Source organism: Arthrobacter silviterrae (genome assembly GCF_011045165.1).
In the GTDB taxonomy this organism is placed as follows: domain Bacteria; phylum Actinomycetota; class Actinomycetes; order Actinomycetales; family Micrococcaceae; genus Specibacter; species Specibacter silviterrae.
The window spans coordinates 63,609-77,812 of sequence record NZ_JAAKZI010000009.1 but is presented as its reverse complement, the minus strand read 5'-3'; the positions used below and the strand labels follow the sequence as shown (position 1 = coordinate 77,812).

Sequence of the window (14,204 nt, the reverse complement as noted above, 5' to 3'; positions counted from 1 at the left end):
GCGTGCCCGGGTCCGGCGGGGAGGGCTAGAGGACGTCGGTGTCGCCGTTGAGCTTGAGCCCGTCCACGGCCTTTTTCACCAGCTGGGCGTGGGCGCGGGTGGTGACCAGCAGGGCGTCGGGGGTGTCCACCACCACCACGTCCTGGATGCCGATGAGGGCAATGACGCGCTTGGTGTCGGTGACCACGATGCCGGTGCTGTCCTCCGTGAAGACGCGAGGGGATTCGCCAATTACCTTCACGTCCTTGACTTCCTTGGCGCTGCTCAGGCGCGCGATAGCGGCAAAGTCGCCGACGTCGTCCCAGCTGAAGTCGGCAGGTATGACGGCGACGTCCCCGGCATCCGCTGCGGGCTCGGCCACGGCGTAGTCGATGGCGATCTTGGGAAGGGTGGGCCAGATGCGGTTTTTCACCGCGATCCGCTCGGGGGTGTCCCAGGCCAGGGCAATTTCCATCAGCCCGTCATACAGCTTGGGCTCGTTGGCCTTGAGGTGGCGCAGCATCAGTTCCACGGGGGCCACGAACATGCCGGCGTTCCAGCTGTAGTCGCCGCTGGCCAGGTACTGCTCGGCCACTTCCTCGCTGGGCTTCTCCACAAACTTGGCCACCTGATGGGCGTGGGGCGCGCCGGCAATCTCCAGTGCCTTGCCCATCTGGATGTAGCCAAAACCGGTGGAGGGGTGGGTGGGGTTGATCCCGATGGTGACAATCTTGCCGGTGGCCGCCGTGTAAATGGCCTCCCGGACGGTGTCCTGAAACTCGCTGTCCGGGCTGATGACGTGGTCCGCGGCAAAGGAACCCATGATGGTTTCCGGGTCGCGGGTGAACAGGATGGCCGCGGCCAGGCCGATGGCGGCGGCGGAATCCTTGGGCTCGGTCTCCAGGACCAGGTCGTCGTCGGCCAGTTCGGGCAGCTGGCGGCAGACGGCCTCCCGGTGCGCGTCGCCGGTGACCAACAGGATCCTGTTGCCGCTGATCGGCTGCAGCCTGTCGTACGTGGCGCGGATCAGCGTGCTGCCGGTGCCCGTCAGGTCATGGAGGAACTTCGGGGCCGCAGCACGTGAGAGTGGCCACAACCGGGTGCCGACACCCCCGGCGGGGATAACGGCAAAGAACTTGTCCAAGGGGTCGGGGCCGGTGCGCACGGACGGGGCCGAATTATCAGTATTCATCACGGCAAGCCTAAACGATGGCGGCGTCCATGCCGGGATTCTGCGGCGGAAGGCGCCAAAGATCACCCGCAAGGATGAGGGGGCAACGGCGTCGTGCTTGGAAATGTGTTTGGAAAAGTGCAGGGAAAAGGGTGGGCAATACAGCGGCAAAGCTGCCCCGGACGCCACCAATTCACCGCTTTGTGACTCGGCCGTGATTTGTCGCATGGGGCAAGGAGCGCCTAAGTTGAATATGCTGTGAGCGAAGCCTAAATTTAGGCAAAGTTATGAGTGCTCACGCCGTGTGCGTTTCCCCGCGTGGAACCACGCCAGCGTCACGGTGTTGCAGGAAGGTTTATTCAGTGCCGACAAAACCAGCTGGCACTCTGTACCGCGGCCGAGAAGGCATGTGGTCCTGGGTGGGACACCGCATTACCGGTGTAGTTATTTTCGTATTCCTGTTGGTGCACGTCCTGGACACCTCCTTGGTGCGGGTGTCCCCGGAAGCGTACACAGCAGTCATTGGGGCATACAAGAACCCCATCATGGGCCTGGGCGAGGCAGCCCTGGTCGCCGCAATCGTGTTCCACGCCTTCAACGGCCTGCGCATCATTGCCATTGATTTCTGGAAAAAAGGCCCCAAGTACCAGCGCCAGATGCTCTGGACTGTGCTGATCGCCTGGGTTGTGGTCATGGTTCCGTTCCTGATCCGCCACCTCTCCATCGTCTTCGGGGGGCACTAAAATGAGTTCCAACGTTATTGCATCGCCGCGCTCCAACAGTGCACAGTCGCCCTGGTACAAGCGCAACAAGGCATCGCACTCCAGCTTTGAAATGTTCGCCTGGCTGTTCATGCGCCTTTCCGGCGTGGTGCTGATCGTGCTGATCTTCGGCCACCTTTTCGTGAACCTCATGCTGGGACAGGGCATCCACGCCATCGACTTCGGCTTTGTGGCCGGCAAGTGGTCCAGCCCGTTCTGGCAGGTCTGGGACCTCGCCATGCTGTGGCTCGCCATGCTGCACGGCACCAACGGCGTGCGCACCATCATCAACGACTATGCTGACCGCAATGGCACCCGCATGACGTTGAAGACGATCCTCTACATTGCCGCGGGCGTCATCATCGTCCTGGGCACCCTGGTGATCTTCACCTTTGACCCGTGCCCGGCCGGCGCCGTTACCGACCTACCGTCCTTCTGCCCCGTACCGTAACCGGTCCGCGCTAGAAGTGAACACCAGCATTTTGTAGCAGCAAAGAGAGAAAGAGCATCCAGTATGCAGGTCCACAAATACGACGTCATCATCGTCGGGGCCGGTGGAGCAGGCATGCGTGCCGCCATCGAATCCGGTCAGCGCGCCCGCACGGCCGTACTGACCAAGCTCTACCCCACCCGCTCCCACACGGGTGCCGCCCAGGGCGGCATGTGCGCCGCCCTGGCGAACGTGGAGGAAGACAACTGGGAATGGCACACCTTTGACACCGTCAAGGGCGGCGACTACCTGGTGGACCAGGACGCCGCCGAGGTCATGGCCAAGGAGGCCATCGACGCCGTCATCGACCTGGAAAAGATGGGCCTGCCGTTCAACCGCACGCCCGAGGGCCGCATCGACCAGCGCCGCTTCGGCGGGCACACCCGCGACCACGGCAAGGCACCCGTGCGCCGTTCCTGTTACGCCGCCGACCGCACCGGCCACATGATCCTGCAGACGCTGTACCAAAACTGCGTCAAGCACAACGTTGAGTTCTACAACGAGTACTACGTCCTGGACCTGCTGACGGTTGAAGAGGATGCCACCCGCGAGGACGGCACGCCCTACAAGCAGAAGCGGATTGCCGGCGTGGTCTCCTATGACCTGGCCACCGGCGAACTGCACGTCTTCCAGGCCAAGTCCGTGATCCTGGCCACCGGCGGCGCGGGCAAGGTCTTCAAGACCACCTCCAACGCCCACACCCTCACCGGCGACGGCATGGGCATCGCTTTCCGCAAGGGCATCCCGCTGGAGGACATGGAGTTCTTCCAGTTCCACCCGACAGGCCTTGCCGGGCTGGGCATCCTGCTTTCCGAGGCCGCCCGCGGCGAAGGCGCGATCCTGCGCAACTCGGAAGGTGAGCGCTTCATGGAGCGCTACGCCCCCACCATCAAGGACCTGGCCCCGCGCGACATCGTGGCCCGCTCCATGGCCAACGAAGTCCGGGAAGGCCGCGGCTGTGGCCCCAACAAGGACTACGTGCTGCTGGACCTGACGCACCTGGAGCCGGCGCACATTGACGCCAAGCTCCCGGACATCACCGAGTTCGCCCGCACCTACCTCGGCGTGGAACCGTACACGGAACCCGTCCCGGTGTTTCCCACGGCCCACTACGCCATGGGCGGCGTTCCCACGAACATTGCCACCGAAGTCCTGCAGGACAACGACACCATCATCCCCGGCCTGTACGCTGCCGGTGAAGTGGCCTGCGTGTCCGTGCACGGCTCCAACCGCCTGGGCACCAACTCGCTGCTGGACATCAACGTCTTCGGCAAGCGTGCCGGCGTGGCTGCCGCCGAATACGCCAAGGGCGCCGAGTTCATCGATCTTCCGGCCAACCCGGAGGCCGACACGCAGGCCCTGCTGGACCACGTCCGCACGTCCGACGGCGGCGAAAAGGTGGCTGCCATCCGCAAGGACCTGCAGAACACCATGGACGCCAACATGCAGGTGTTCCGCACGGCCGAGTCCATTGACCGCGTGCTGGCGGACATCGCCACGTTCGAGGAGCGGTACTCCCGCATCACCGTCCAGGACAAGGGCAAGCGCTTCAACCTTGACCTGCTCGAGGCCGTGGAACTGGGCTTCCTGCTGGAACTGGCCAAGGTCATGACAGTTGCCGCCCTCCACCGCCAGGAATCCCGTGGCGGACACTACCGTGAAGACTTCCCGGACCGTGATGACGAGAAGTTCATGAAGCACTCAATGGCGTACAAGGATGCGGCCGTGACGTCGGAGAGCTCCGAGGAGCACATTGCCGGCATCCGGTTGGGCACCAAGCCAGTTGTCGTCACGCGTTACCAGCCGATGGTGAGGAAGTACTAATGAGCCCCGTGGAAACTGCAGAAACTGCTCCCGAGCCGCTGTCCAAGATCGAACTGCCCGCACACCTCGGTGGCGGCGGGGAAATCCCCACCTTCGACATCACCCTGCGCGTGCGCCGTTACGACCCCGAGTTCTCGGAGGAGTCGAAGTGGGAAGACTTCACCATGACGATGTACGGCACCGACCGCGTGCTGGACGCACTGCACAAGGTCAAGTGGGAGCAGGACGGCTCGCTGTCGTTCCGCCGCTCCTGCGCGCACGGTGTGTGCGGCTCCGATGCCATGCGCATCAACGGCCGCAACCGCCTGGCCTGCAAGACGCTCCTGAAGGACTTGGACACCACCAAGCCCATCACCGTCGAGGCACTCAAGGGCCTGCCGGTTGAGAAGGACCTCATTGTGGACATGGAGCCCTTCTTCCAGTCCTACCGCGAGATCATGCCCTTCCTGATCAACCGCAGCCATGAGCCGTCCAAGGAGCGCCTGCAGTCCGCCGAGGAGCGCGCCCGCTTCGACGACACCACCAAGTGCATCCTGTGCGCTGCGTGCACGTCCTCCTGCCCCGTGTTCTGGACGGACGGCCAGTACTTCGGCCCGGCCGCCATTGTCAACGCGCACCGCTTTATCTTTGATTCGCGCGACGACGCCGGCGACATGCGCCTGGAAATCCTCAACGACAAGGAAGGCGTGTGGCGCTGCCGCACCACCTTCAACTGCACCGAGGCATGCCCGCGCGGCATCCAGGTCACGCAGGCCATCGCCGAGGTCAAGCAGGCCATCCTGGCCCGCCAGGTCTAGTTCCACCGCTTGCAAAAAGGCGCCGCTCCCGTGTGGGGCGGCGCCTTTTTTGCTGCGGGGCCAAGATTCCAGTTGCGTGACTTCACCGTGGGGCAAAACTCGCTTCCAGTTTTGCCCCGGGTGCACCGGGGGCCAAACCCGCACCGAGTTTTGCCCCGGACGACGGCGGGAGGCGGGGTTCCGCTAGAACGTGACCTGCCGCCGTCGTACTTCAGGCGCGGCCGGTCACCCGGCGCGCACGGCCGCCACCAGGTCCGGCAGCAGGGCCGCCGCATTCGGGGTGCCCAGCCCGGTCACGGGATCCCAGCCTGTGGTTGCCGGGTAGCCCGGAACCGATGGATCGGTCTGGTTGTTGCCCGTGGTCACGTCAAAGAAGTCATTGGCGTAGGCCGCGGGGTTGGCGCCCAGCTTGTACAGCGCCGGATTGATCAGTCCCAGCCCGCCGCCGTTCATCTGGGCCGCGATGGCCACCAGCCCGGCCCACTGCGGGCAGGACAGCGAGGTGCCGCCAATGTCGTACCAGCCGGTGCTGCACGGCGTGGCGCCGCACATCAGCCCGCCCAGTCCGTCCGGCGGGAGCGACAGGTAGACCAGGGCGCCTGTCCCGGCGCTGGCCTGCAGCGCAATGTCAGGGACGCCGCGCATGCTGCCAATGGCCGTGCTACCGGCCGGCAGTGCCGACTGGTAGTCCGGGCGGGCAAACACGTGGCTGAAGCCGCCGCCTGCACCAATCCAGCCAACTTCGGCCTGGCCGGGATTCCGCTGGCATGATGCCGGCGGGCTGGCGCTGTCCACCGTCCGCCCCGACACAGCCGTCGGGTCGGTGCACAGGTAGGTGCCGCCGACGCCTGTCACCAGCGGATCAGAGGCCGGCCACTGGACTGTCGGGTAGGGGAAGGTTGGCAGCGAGTTCGGGCCGCCGACGGGTGCCTTGTTCGGGTTCGCCGTGCCGCCGTCGCCCGAGGAGCCCAGCACGGTGACGCCGTTCTGGGACGCGGAAATGAACGCGTGGCGAAGGTTCAGCAGCGATTGCGGGCTGCCAAAGGCCTCCTCCGTGGTGGCAAAGCTCTGCGAGATGACCTGGGCCAGGTGGTGGTCCACCACGTACTGCTCTGCGGCCATCATCTGCGGCAGGCCGTTGACGCCAAGGGTCTCGGCGGTGGGGGTGGCCACGAGCAGGATGTTGGCCCCCGGCGCCATGGCGTGGGCTGTTTCGACGTCGAGCGCCACTTCCAGCGCCCACGCGGCCTTGTCCTTCTGGGCCGTGCCCCTGCTTTGCGACGGCGGCGCCTTGGTGGCGGGCGAGCCTTGCAGATGCAGCACGCTGAACGTGGGCATGCCCGCCGTGCAGGTGACTGCTTCCTCGCCGCACATGGCGGGCAGGTTGAATGCCTGGTCGTAGACGTGCAGGTCGTGGGCCATGGTGTCACTGCCATAGGAGTCCACAACTGCGATGGTGATGCCCGTTCCGTCGTTGCCCGCCGCATACAGCGGGCCCACATTGTAGGCCGCCCGGGTGGACTGCGGTGTAAAGCAGCGCCGCCCGACGGAATTGCACTGGGCTTCCGTGGGCGGGGTGGCGGAGCTGTTGATCTGGACAAAGTCGCTGACCGCGGGGTGGACGTCGGGAACGGCGCCCCCGGGCGGCGACGCCGTGGGGACGCCGGCCATGCAGGCCGCAGCAACAAGTGCTGCACCCCCGGCCAGGGACAGGAATGATTTTCCGGTACGAGATCTCATGTTAACCTCCGTACAGCTTGCGAAAGGCCTTCACGGGCAGCATCGTTGCCGTCCTGGCACGGTCCCCCAAACGGGCCGAAAGCCATCACAGGTTTACTACCGAAAAGGGCCCCGCGTCAACATTTATTTGGCCCGCCCCACTGTGAAGTGGCGCGCCGCCGGGTCACCACGGTGCTCCACTTCAAGGCTCCGTCAGGACAGTCCGCCGCCGAGGGGCAGTTCCTCGCGCAGGGCCCAGCCGCCGTGTGAGTAGTCGTACAAGCCGATGCTGGAGACTTCCAGCTCGGCGCCGAAGTCCGCCAGCGCCGTCTCCGCCCGCTCCATGGCCGGCTGGTCAAGGTCATGGGCGATGGTCAGGTGCGGGTGGAAGCCGAATTCGACCAGGTGTTCCAGCGGCCCGTCCAGCAGCCTGGCGTGCAGGTCCACGCACTCTTCCACGCCGGCGTCGAGCTTGAGGAAAACGACGTCGGAGACGGGGGCAAAGGTGCCCGTGCCGCGCAGGGAGATAGTGAACGGGCTGGCTTCCCGGGCAATGGTACGCACATGTTCGGCGGCTTCCGCCCAGGACCCCTTGGCGCGCCCCGAGACCAGCGTAATGTGGGCGGGAACTGCGCTGGCGCCGGACCCGGCAAATGTTTCGCGCCACTGCCCCAATTCCTCGGCAAGGGCCGGGGGCATGGAGATGATGACCCCCAGGCTTTCGGGGCTGGGCGCCGGACTTGCCCCGCTTTGGCCGATGCCGGGCATGGTTAGGCCGCCGTTCCCACGGGCGGCAGGAAGCCCACCTTGGCGTAGACGTCCGCCAGGGTGACGGCGGCAATTTCGCGGGCCTTTGCGGCGCCGTGGGCCAGCAGCGCGTCCAGCTCGGCCGGATCATCCAGCAGTTCCAGCGTCCGCTTCCGGATGGGTTCGATCCGGGACACGACGGCGTCCGCCACGTCCACCTTCAGGTGTCCGTACATTTTTCCTTCGTACTCCTCCACCAGCGTGGGCACAGCCTTGCCGGTCAGGGTGGACAGGATTTCCAGCAGGTTGCTCACGCCCGGCTTGTTTTCGCGGTCGTGGGCAATGACGGTGCCCGTGTCGGTGACGGCCGACTTGATCCGCTTCGCCGTGACCTTGGGGTCGTCCAGCAGGTTGATGAGACCGTTGGGGCCGGACGCGGACTTGGACATTTTCGCCGTCGGATTTTGCAGGTCATAAATGCGGGCGCCCTCCTTCTGGATGAACGCCTCCGGCACGGTGAAGGTGTCGCCAAAGCGGTGGTTGAAGCGCTTGGCCAGGTCGCGGGCCAGTTCCACGTGCTGGCGCTGGTCGTCGCCCACGGGCACACCCTGCGGCCGGTACAGCAGAATGTCCGCAGCCATGAGCACAGGGTAGGTGAACAGTCCCACGCTGGCCATGTCCTGCCCGCCCTTGGCGCTCTTGTCCTTGAACTGGGTCATCCTTGATGCCTCGCCAAAACCGGTGATGCAATTGAGCACCCAGGCCAGCTGCGCGTGTTCGGGCACGTGCGACTGCACAAACAGCGTTGACTTCTCCACGTCGATGCCGCCGGCAATGTACTGGGCCGCCGTTTTGCGCGTGCGCCGGCGCAGTTCCTCGGGATCCTGTGTGACGGTGATGGCGTGCATGTCCGGGATGAAGAAGAGGGCCTGGTAGTCGTCCTGGGTCTTGACCCAGTTGACCAGGGCCCCCAGGTAGTTGCCCAGGTGCAGGGAATCGCCGGAGGGCTGCATGCCGGAAAGGACGCGGGGGCGCAGGGTGGTCTCACTCATGGAGGGCAAAAAATCCTTAGAACGTGTAGTCGACAACCAGGGGGGCGTGGTCGGAGAAGCGTGACTCGTAGGAGTCGGCACGGTCCACCACGGCCTGCGTGGCGCGTGCCGCCAGGGCCGGGGTGGCCATGTGGTAGTCGATGCGCCAGCCGGTGTCGTTGGTGAAGGCCTGTCCGCGGTTGGACCACCAGGTGTACGGGCCCTCCACTTCGCCGGCCAGTTCCCGGGCTACGTCCTTCCAGCCGATTTCCGTGCCGAAGAACCTGTCAAAGTAGGCGCGTTCCTCGGGCAGGAAGCCGGCGCGCTTCACGTTGCCCTTCCAGTTCTTGATGTCCAGGGTGGTGTGGCCCACGTTGAGGTCGCCCACCACCAGGGCGTGGTCGCTCGCTGCGGCCAGCTGCGGCAGCCGGGCGATCATCGTGTCCAGGAAGCGGTACTTGTCGTCCTGCTTCGGCGTGCCGGCCTCGCCCGAATGCACGTAGGCGCTGACCACCGTCAGGGTGGTGTCCGTGCCGTCGGAGCCCTTGAGTGCATAGTCGGCCTCGACCCAGCGGCCCGTGGTGGCGAAGTATTCCTCGCCAATGCCCACGCGGGTGGCTGCCGGTTCCAGGTGGTCCTTGCGGGTGGCGATGAGCACGCCGGCGCGACCCTTGGCCTCGGCTTCGGCGTGCACCAGGTGCCAGTCCGTGGCGAGGAAGCCCTCCACGATGGCGTCGGGCGCGCGAACTTCCTGCAGGCACAGGATGTCCACATCGCGGGCTGCCAGCCAGTCCGCCATGCCGTTCTTGTAGGCGGCACGTATGCCATTGACATTGACGCTGGCAATCCTCAGACGGCCATTTTCAGTAGCGTTGCTCACTTGTTCAACCTTACCCGTTTCCGGTGGTCCGCAGGGTTCATGGTGCCCGGTGCCGGGCTTTGGCTTTTGGCCGGCGGCCGCTAGTCAAGCACGACGCCGGACACGGCCTCGCCATCGTCGGGTTCCGTTGCGCTTGGCTTGGGCTGGGCGGCCCGGTCAGCGTCCTTGCGGGCCATGGCGGCGTCCATCTTCGCTTCCTGGGCCTCCCAGTTCGGGTTGATCATGCCCCGGCCGTTGCGGGCCGTGATGTCAATGGTTTCCAGGGCCCGCTCCACCATGCCCTGGTCCTTGCCCTGGTATTCGTTGACCACGCCCACCTGGACGCTGATGATCTTGAAGGAATGGTCCAGCTTCAGCTCCCGGGCCTTGGCCGCCTGACGCGTGCCGCCGTCGTCGGACACCAGCGTGGTGCCGCCGCCGGCCGGGCCGCCGGCACTGTTGCGCTGGGCCATCTCGGCCTGGACCAGCTTCACCTGGCGGGCGCCAAACGCTGCGGCCCTGTGCACGCCGATGTAGACCAGCGTGGACAGGACCAGCCAGCCAAACGCGATCACGGCAATGACCCAGCCCAGGACGGTGCTGTTGTTCGCCGCGAACACCATGGCCACCAGAAAGACGATGGCCAGCACCACAGTGCCCAGGCCGGTGAACTTGCCGGGTTTGCCCGTTTTGCCGGTTCCAAGAGAAGTCATGCCCCCATTCTCTCAAACGCCGGGCAGTCCGCGGGCTCCTTCCACCAGCGGCGAACGGCCCGGGCCGGAAAAATGCCGGGCCGCCGACCGCCGGGCCGCCGCGCTACTTGCCCAGCTGGCTGCGGAGCACTTCGAGGCGTTGGCGGTATTCGGTCTCATCCACCTCCCCGCGCGCATAGCGTTCGCGGAGCACGGATTCGGCACCCTGGCTCTGGTGCCATTCGCGGCTGCGGCGCAGGCGGCGCGGGACAAAGAAGATGAACAGCCCAATCACCACGAGCCAAAAGAGCGGGAAAATCAGGAACCAAGGGCCTCCGCCCCAGCCCCATCCATGGTCCATGGCCTGGGCTGCGAGCGCGGCCGGCGTGCTCAGTGCTGCAATCATGATGCGTCCTTACGGTTGGTGCCAGCCGTCCTTCGGCTGTGTTTCAACTCTTCCGTCATGGACGCTCTACTGCGTCTGCCGCAGGGAGGCTCTTTGGCCGGCCGGGGTACTCCCCCGGGAGGCGGTGCGGGGCCACCCGGAAAAGAAAACTGAAATTATTTTCCCGCGGCTATTGTCTGGGGGTGGCTCAGGTCACATACTAAATGAATCAAGTTCATTTAGTGACGTGGAGCTCCCCTCCGCAAAGCCCCAAAGGAAACGCCCCCATGAGCAACTCCACCGCAACACCCCAACTGCCGGGACCGGTTTCAAACCCCGACGGCGAACACAAGCTCCAGTCGGGCGCCATCTCCGCCGCCGGTTCCGTGGTGATGGCAGTGGCCGGCAGCGCCCCGGCCTACTCCATCGCCGCGACGACGGCGGCCCTCATCGCCGCTGCCGGCCTCGCCAGCCCGGCGGCCCTGCTGTGGTGCGGCATTCCCATGGTCGGCATCGCCGTCGCCTTTGCCTACCTGGGCAAGGCGGAAGTCAACGCCGGAGCAGCCTATTCCTGGGTGGGACGGGCCCTCCACCCTGCGCTCGGATTCCTGTGCGGCTGGGCCCTGGTCATCTCCGCCACCATCTTCATGGTGGCCGGCTCCCTGCCGGCAGGCTCCATGACGCTGGCATTGTTCAGCCCGGAAAACGCCAACAACGTGCCGCTGTCCACGGGCATCGGTGCCATCTGGTTCCTTGTCATGGTGGTGTGTGTGATGCTTGGGGCCACCCTCACCGCCCGGGCGCAGTGGATCATGTCCTCCATCGAGGTGGTCATCCTGGTGGTCTTTGCCCTCGTGGCCATCATCAAGGCCGCCACGGGCGCACATGCCGGCCCGTCCTTCTCCTGGGACTGGTTCGGCTTCGGCCACTTCCAGGGCACCGGCGGGTTTGTGGCCGCGGCGTTGATCGCAGCCTTCTACTACTGGGGCTGGGATGTCAGCGCCAACCTGAATGAGGAAACCGAAAACGGCCACAAGAATTCCGGCCTGGGCGGCATCATCGGCGTGGTCATTGTCTTCCTGCTCTTCGAGGTCTTCACGATCGGCATCAACGTCATGCTGCCGGCAGCTGACATTGAGGCGAACAGCGGCAACGTGCTCGGCGCACTCGGCGAAGTCATCTGGCCGGGCATTGGCGGCAAGATCCTGATCGTCGCCGTCATGCTTTCCACCATTGCCACCCTGGAGACAACGCTGATCCAGGTCACCCGCTCGCTGTTTGCCATGGGCCGCGACAAGACGCTTCCGGCGGCCTTCGGCAAGTCCCACGCCAAGTGGCGCACCCCGGCGTTTGCCACCGTGGTGGTGGCCTGCGTTTCGCTGGTCCTGTTCATCGGCTCCAACTTCATCGGAAGCATCGGGGACATCCTGTCCGCCGCCATCAGCTCCATTGGCCTGCAGATCGCGTTTTACTACTGCCTGGCCGCCCTGGCCGTGGTGGTGGCCTACCGCAAGCTGATCTTCAAGTCCTGGAAGAACTTCATCTTCATCGGGCTGTGGCCAGGGGTCGGCGCCATCTTCATGGGCTGGATCTTCGTGGTCTCCATCCCCACCCTGGGCGGCGTGGTGGTGGCCATTGGCCTCGGGACCCTGGCCTTGGGCCTGATCCCCATGGCGTACTACTGGCGCAAGGGCAGCAGCTACTTCACCCGGCGCCCGCTCAACGTCTCCTAGGGCGCAGGCGGGACGTTCCAACCCGGGCGCACCAGCCCGGACTCATAGGCAATGACAACAAGCTGGACGCGGTCGCGCGCGTCCAGCTTTGTCATGATCCGGGACACGTGCGTCTTGGCGGTCAGCGGGGTGATGAACAGCCGGGCCGCAATCTCGGCATTGTTCAGGCCCTCCCCCACCAGGGCCAGCACCTCGCGTTCCCTCCCGGTGATCAACCCCAGTTCAGGCACTGGCACCGGTTCCCTGGACACCCTGGCCATGGCCGCCATGAGGCGGCGGGTGACCGACGGCGACAGGAGGGCGTCGCCGTCGTGCACTACACGGACCGCACGGATCAGCTCCTCCGGCTCGGTGTCCTTGACCAGGAACCCGGCCGCGCCAACGCGGACGGCCTCCGCTATGTAGTCATCCAGCTCAAAGGTGGTCAGGATGATGATGTGGGTGCCGGCAAGCATGGGGTCGGCCAGGATGGCGGCACTCGCGGCCAGGCCGTCGCCGCCGGGCATGCGGATGTCCATGAGAATGACGTCGGGCCTGAGCTGCCGGGCCAGCCGGACGGTCTCTTCCCCAGTGCCGGCCTCCCCCGTGATCTCCATGTCCGGTTCGGCGTTGAGGAGGGCTCGGAAGCCGGCACGGATGAGCGTTTGGTCGTCCGCGATGAGAATGCGGATCATGGCGTGTCCTCCCGGGTGGATTCTGCGGCGGTGCCGGTCTCCGCGGGGCCGCGCACAGCACTGCCAGTCTCAGCACTGCCGGGCGCGGCGTCCAGCGGGATTGTCGCGTGCACGCCCAGCCCCGGATGCAGCTCCACGAGGTCCACGGATCCGCCGATCCCCGCGAGGCGTTCGTGCATTCCGCGCAGCCCGTTGCCCTCGGGCGCGCCCTGCCGGCCGGTCCCGTCGTCGTCAATGGCAACCGCCAGCACCCCGCCCGCGGCGGGGCCGATCCGCACCGCCACCGCCGCGGCCCCGGAATGCCGGACAGCATTCACCACCGCCTCCTGGACCACCCGGTACAGCACGGCCTCCCGCTCGGGGCCGAGGCCGGCGCGCAGGGCGGAGGGGTCGCCGTCGTACTTCAGCGTGGCGTCAAGGCCGCCCTGGCGGGCGTCCTCCACCAGGGCGGGCAGCGAGTCCAGCGTGAGGCCGGGCTGGCGGGGGGCGTCCTGGCGCAGCACGCCAAGCAGCTCGCGGACCTGCTCCAGGGACTCCTTGCTGGCCGACTTGATCGCCTCGAGGGCCGGGCGGAGCTCCCCGGGATCGCGGTCGGCCAGGTGCAGTGCCACGGAAGCGCGCACATTGATCATGGACAGCGAGTGCGCCACCACGTCATGGATGTCCCGGGCCAGCGCAAGGCGGTATTCGTCCTCCGCGCGCTGCCTGGCGGCCTGCGCGCGGGCCCGGCGTTCGGCGCTGCGCTCCCACCGCAGCCGCAGGCCCTCGCCCAGCAGCACCATGATCACCAGCCAGGCGGATACGGCCGCGGCCCTGACCAGGTCCAGTTCGCCGCCGTGGACCGCAGCCCAGGCAAATGCCGCCACGACCAGGGCCCCCGCCACGGACCAGCTGAAGACGCGCCGCCGCCGGGCCGTTGCCAGCACCAGGGCCAGCGCCATGGACAGCGGCACGGGCCCCCACGGGTAGCCCAGTGCCAGGTAGCCGGCGGCCACTGCCACGGCACCGGCCAGCATCACCTCGGGTGCGCGCCGCCACAGCAGCAGCAGCGCCGGGCCGGCCAGCAGCAACAGGTAGCCCAGCCAGTCCAGGTGGGAACCCGGCTGGCGCGACGCCGCGAAATGCGTGCCCGCCAGCTGGATCACGGCTGCCAGCACGGCCACTGCCGCCATGGGCCGTCTGCGGCGCGCTCCTGTCATGGCTTGAGCGTATCCCGGCACCCCGCCGGCGCACATCACCCCGGGCGCGCACGGGCCCGTACTCCGCTGGGAGTACGGGCCCTTGCACACAAAACAGAGGACGACGGCGGAACCTTGCGTTCCGCCGTCGTCATCCCACTGCC

General features: G+C 66.2%; 14 protein-coding genes. 5 read left to right on the top strand and 9 right to left on the bottom strand.

Features of this window, described 5'->3' with window-relative positions; all coding sequences use genetic code 11:
- Window positions 1-25: 25 nt before the first annotated feature.
- Window positions 26-1,171, bottom strand: a complete 1,146-nt coding sequence (locus tag G6N77_RS07305; protein ID WP_165181371.1) for a mannose-1-phosphate guanylyltransferase — start codon at window positions 1,169-1,171, stop codon at window positions 26-28.
- 341 nt (window positions 1,172-1,512) lie between these two features.
- On the opposite strand from G6N77_RS07305, the gene sdhC reads away from it, so the two are divergent.
- From sdhC to G6N77_RS07285, 4 genes are all read left to right on the top strand, one after another.
- On the top strand, window positions 1,513-1,893 hold the full coding sequence (gene sdhC / locus G6N77_RS07300) for a succinate dehydrogenase, cytochrome b556 subunit (RefSeq protein WP_113728053.1): 381 nt from the start codon (window positions 1,513-1,515) through the stop codon (window positions 1,891-1,893).
- A gap of 1 nt (window position 1,894) precedes the next feature.
- The gene (locus tag G6N77_RS07295) at window positions 1,895-2,362 is read left to right on the top strand and encodes a succinate dehydrogenase hydrophobic membrane anchor subunit (RefSeq protein ID WP_165181369.1); all 468 of its coding nucleotides are present in this window, start codon (window positions 1,895-1,897) and stop codon (window positions 2,360-2,362) included.
- Between the two features lie 63 nt (window positions 2,363-2,425).
- Window positions 2,426-4,225, top strand: coding sequence for a succinate dehydrogenase flavoprotein subunit (gene sdhA, locus G6N77_RS07290; protein WP_165181368.1), 1,800 nt, complete (start codon window positions 2,426-2,428; stop codon window positions 4,223-4,225).
- Window positions 4,225-5,022 carry a succinate dehydrogenase iron-sulfur subunit gene (locus G6N77_RS07285; protein ID WP_165181367.1) on the top strand — a complete coding sequence of 266 codons (798 nt, stop codon included), beginning with the start codon at window positions 4,225-4,227 and terminating at the stop codon, window positions 5,020-5,022. Before sdhA ends, G6N77_RS07285 begins: the two co-directional genes overlap by 1 nt.
- Before the next feature lie 225 nt (window positions 5,023-5,247).
- On the opposite strand, the gene G6N77_RS07280 is transcribed toward G6N77_RS07285, so the two are convergent.
- From G6N77_RS07280 to G6N77_RS07255, 6 genes are all read right to left on the bottom strand, one after another.
- Window positions 5,248-6,762: a S53 family peptidase gene (locus tag G6N77_RS07280; RefSeq protein ID WP_165181366.1), complete on the bottom strand. Its 1,515-nt coding sequence runs from the start codon at window positions 6,760-6,762 to the stop codon at window positions 5,248-5,250.
- A 192-nt stretch (window positions 6,763-6,954) separates the two neighbouring features.
- Entirely contained in the window at window positions 6,955-7,509 is a 555-nt protein-coding gene (locus tag G6N77_RS07275) for a 2'-5' RNA ligase family protein (RefSeq protein ID WP_165181365.1), read from the bottom strand.
- A gap of 2 nt (window positions 7,510-7,511) precedes the next feature.
- Entirely contained in the window at window positions 7,512-8,540 is a 1,029-nt protein-coding gene (gene trpS / locus G6N77_RS07270) for a tryptophan--tRNA ligase (RefSeq protein ID WP_165181364.1), read from the bottom strand.
- A gap of 16 nt (window positions 8,541-8,556) precedes the next feature.
- Window positions 8,557-9,399, bottom strand: a complete 843-nt coding sequence (locus G6N77_RS07265; RefSeq protein WP_165181363.1) for an exodeoxyribonuclease III — start codon at window positions 9,397-9,399, stop codon at window positions 8,557-8,559.
- A gap of 80 nt (window positions 9,400-9,479) precedes the next feature.
- Window positions 9,480-10,091 carry a hypothetical protein gene (locus tag G6N77_RS07260; protein WP_165181362.1) on the bottom strand — a complete coding sequence of 204 codons (612 nt, stop codon included), beginning with the start codon at window positions 10,089-10,091 and terminating at the stop codon, window positions 9,480-9,482.
- 103 nt (window positions 10,092-10,194) lie between these two features.
- Entirely contained in the window at window positions 10,195-10,476 is a 282-nt protein-coding gene (locus G6N77_RS07255; protein ID WP_205678086.1) for an SHOCT domain-containing protein, read from the bottom strand.
- A gap of 266 nt (window positions 10,477-10,742) precedes the next feature.
- On the opposite strand from G6N77_RS07255, the gene G6N77_RS07250 reads away from it, so the two are divergent.
- The gene (locus G6N77_RS07250; protein WP_165181361.1) at window positions 10,743-12,188 is read left to right on the top strand and encodes an APC family permease; all 1,446 of its coding nucleotides are present in this window, start codon (window positions 10,743-10,745) and stop codon (window positions 12,186-12,188) included.
- On the opposite strand, the gene G6N77_RS07245 is transcribed toward G6N77_RS07250, so the two are convergent.
- Together G6N77_RS07245 and G6N77_RS07240 are read right to left on the bottom strand one after the other, a co-directional pair.
- Window positions 12,185-12,862, bottom strand: a complete 678-nt coding sequence (locus G6N77_RS07245) for a response regulator (protein WP_165181360.1) — start codon at window positions 12,860-12,862, stop codon at window positions 12,185-12,187. The genes G6N77_RS07250 and G6N77_RS07245 overlap by 4 nt on opposite strands.
- On the bottom strand, window positions 12,859-14,061 hold the full coding sequence (locus G6N77_RS07240) for a sensor histidine kinase (RefSeq protein ID WP_165181359.1): 1,203 nt from the start codon (window positions 14,059-14,061) through the stop codon (window positions 12,859-12,861). The genes G6N77_RS07245 and G6N77_RS07240 overlap by 4 nt, the downstream gene beginning before the upstream one ends.
- Window positions 14,062-14,204: the final 143 nt, after the last annotated feature.

Bases quoted from the DNA above. Each gene is read 5' to 3' on its own strand.
- G6N77_RS07305 (WP_165181371.1), bottom strand. From the start codon at position 1,171: ATGAATACTGATAATTCGGCCCCGTCCGTGCGCACCGGCCCCGACCCC.
- G6N77_RS07295 (WP_165181369.1), top strand. From the start codon at position 1,895: ATGAGTTCCAACGTTATTGCATCGCCGCGCTCCAACAGTGCACAGTCG.
- sdhA (WP_165181368.1), top strand. From the start codon at position 2,426: ATGCAGGTCCACAAATACGACGTCATCATCGTCGGGGCCGGTGGAGCA.
- G6N77_RS07285 (WP_165181367.1), top strand. From the start codon at position 4,225: ATGAGCCCCGTGGAAACTGCAGAAACTGCTCCCGAGCCGCTGTCCAAG.
- G6N77_RS07280 (WP_165181366.1), bottom strand. From the start codon at position 6,762: ATGAGATCTCGTACCGGAAAATCATTCCTGTCCCTGGCCGGGGGTGCA.
- G6N77_RS07275 (WP_165181365.1), bottom strand. From the start codon at position 7,509: ATGCCCGGCATCGGCCAAAGCGGGGCAAGTCCGGCGCCCAGCCCCGAA.
- trpS (WP_165181364.1), bottom strand. From the start codon at position 8,540: ATGAGTGAGACCACCCTGCGCCCCCGCGTCCTTTCCGGCATGCAGCCC.
- G6N77_RS07260 (WP_165181362.1), bottom strand. From the start codon at position 10,091: ATGACTTCTCTTGGAACCGGCAAAACGGGCAAACCCGGCAAGTTCACC.
- G6N77_RS07255 (WP_205678086.1), bottom strand. From the start codon at position 10,476: ATGATTGCAGCACTGAGCACGCCGGCCGCGCTCGCAGCCCAGGCCATG.
- G6N77_RS07250 (WP_165181361.1), top strand. From the start codon at position 10,743: ATGAGCAACTCCACCGCAACACCCCAACTGCCGGGACCGGTTTCAAAC.
- G6N77_RS07245 (WP_165181360.1), bottom strand. From the start codon at position 12,862: ATGATCCGCATTCTCATCGCGGACGACCAAACGCTCATCCGTGCCGGC.
- G6N77_RS07240 (WP_165181359.1), bottom strand. From the start codon at position 14,061: ATGACAGGAGCGCGCCGCAGACGGCCCATGGCGGCAGTGGCCGTGCTG.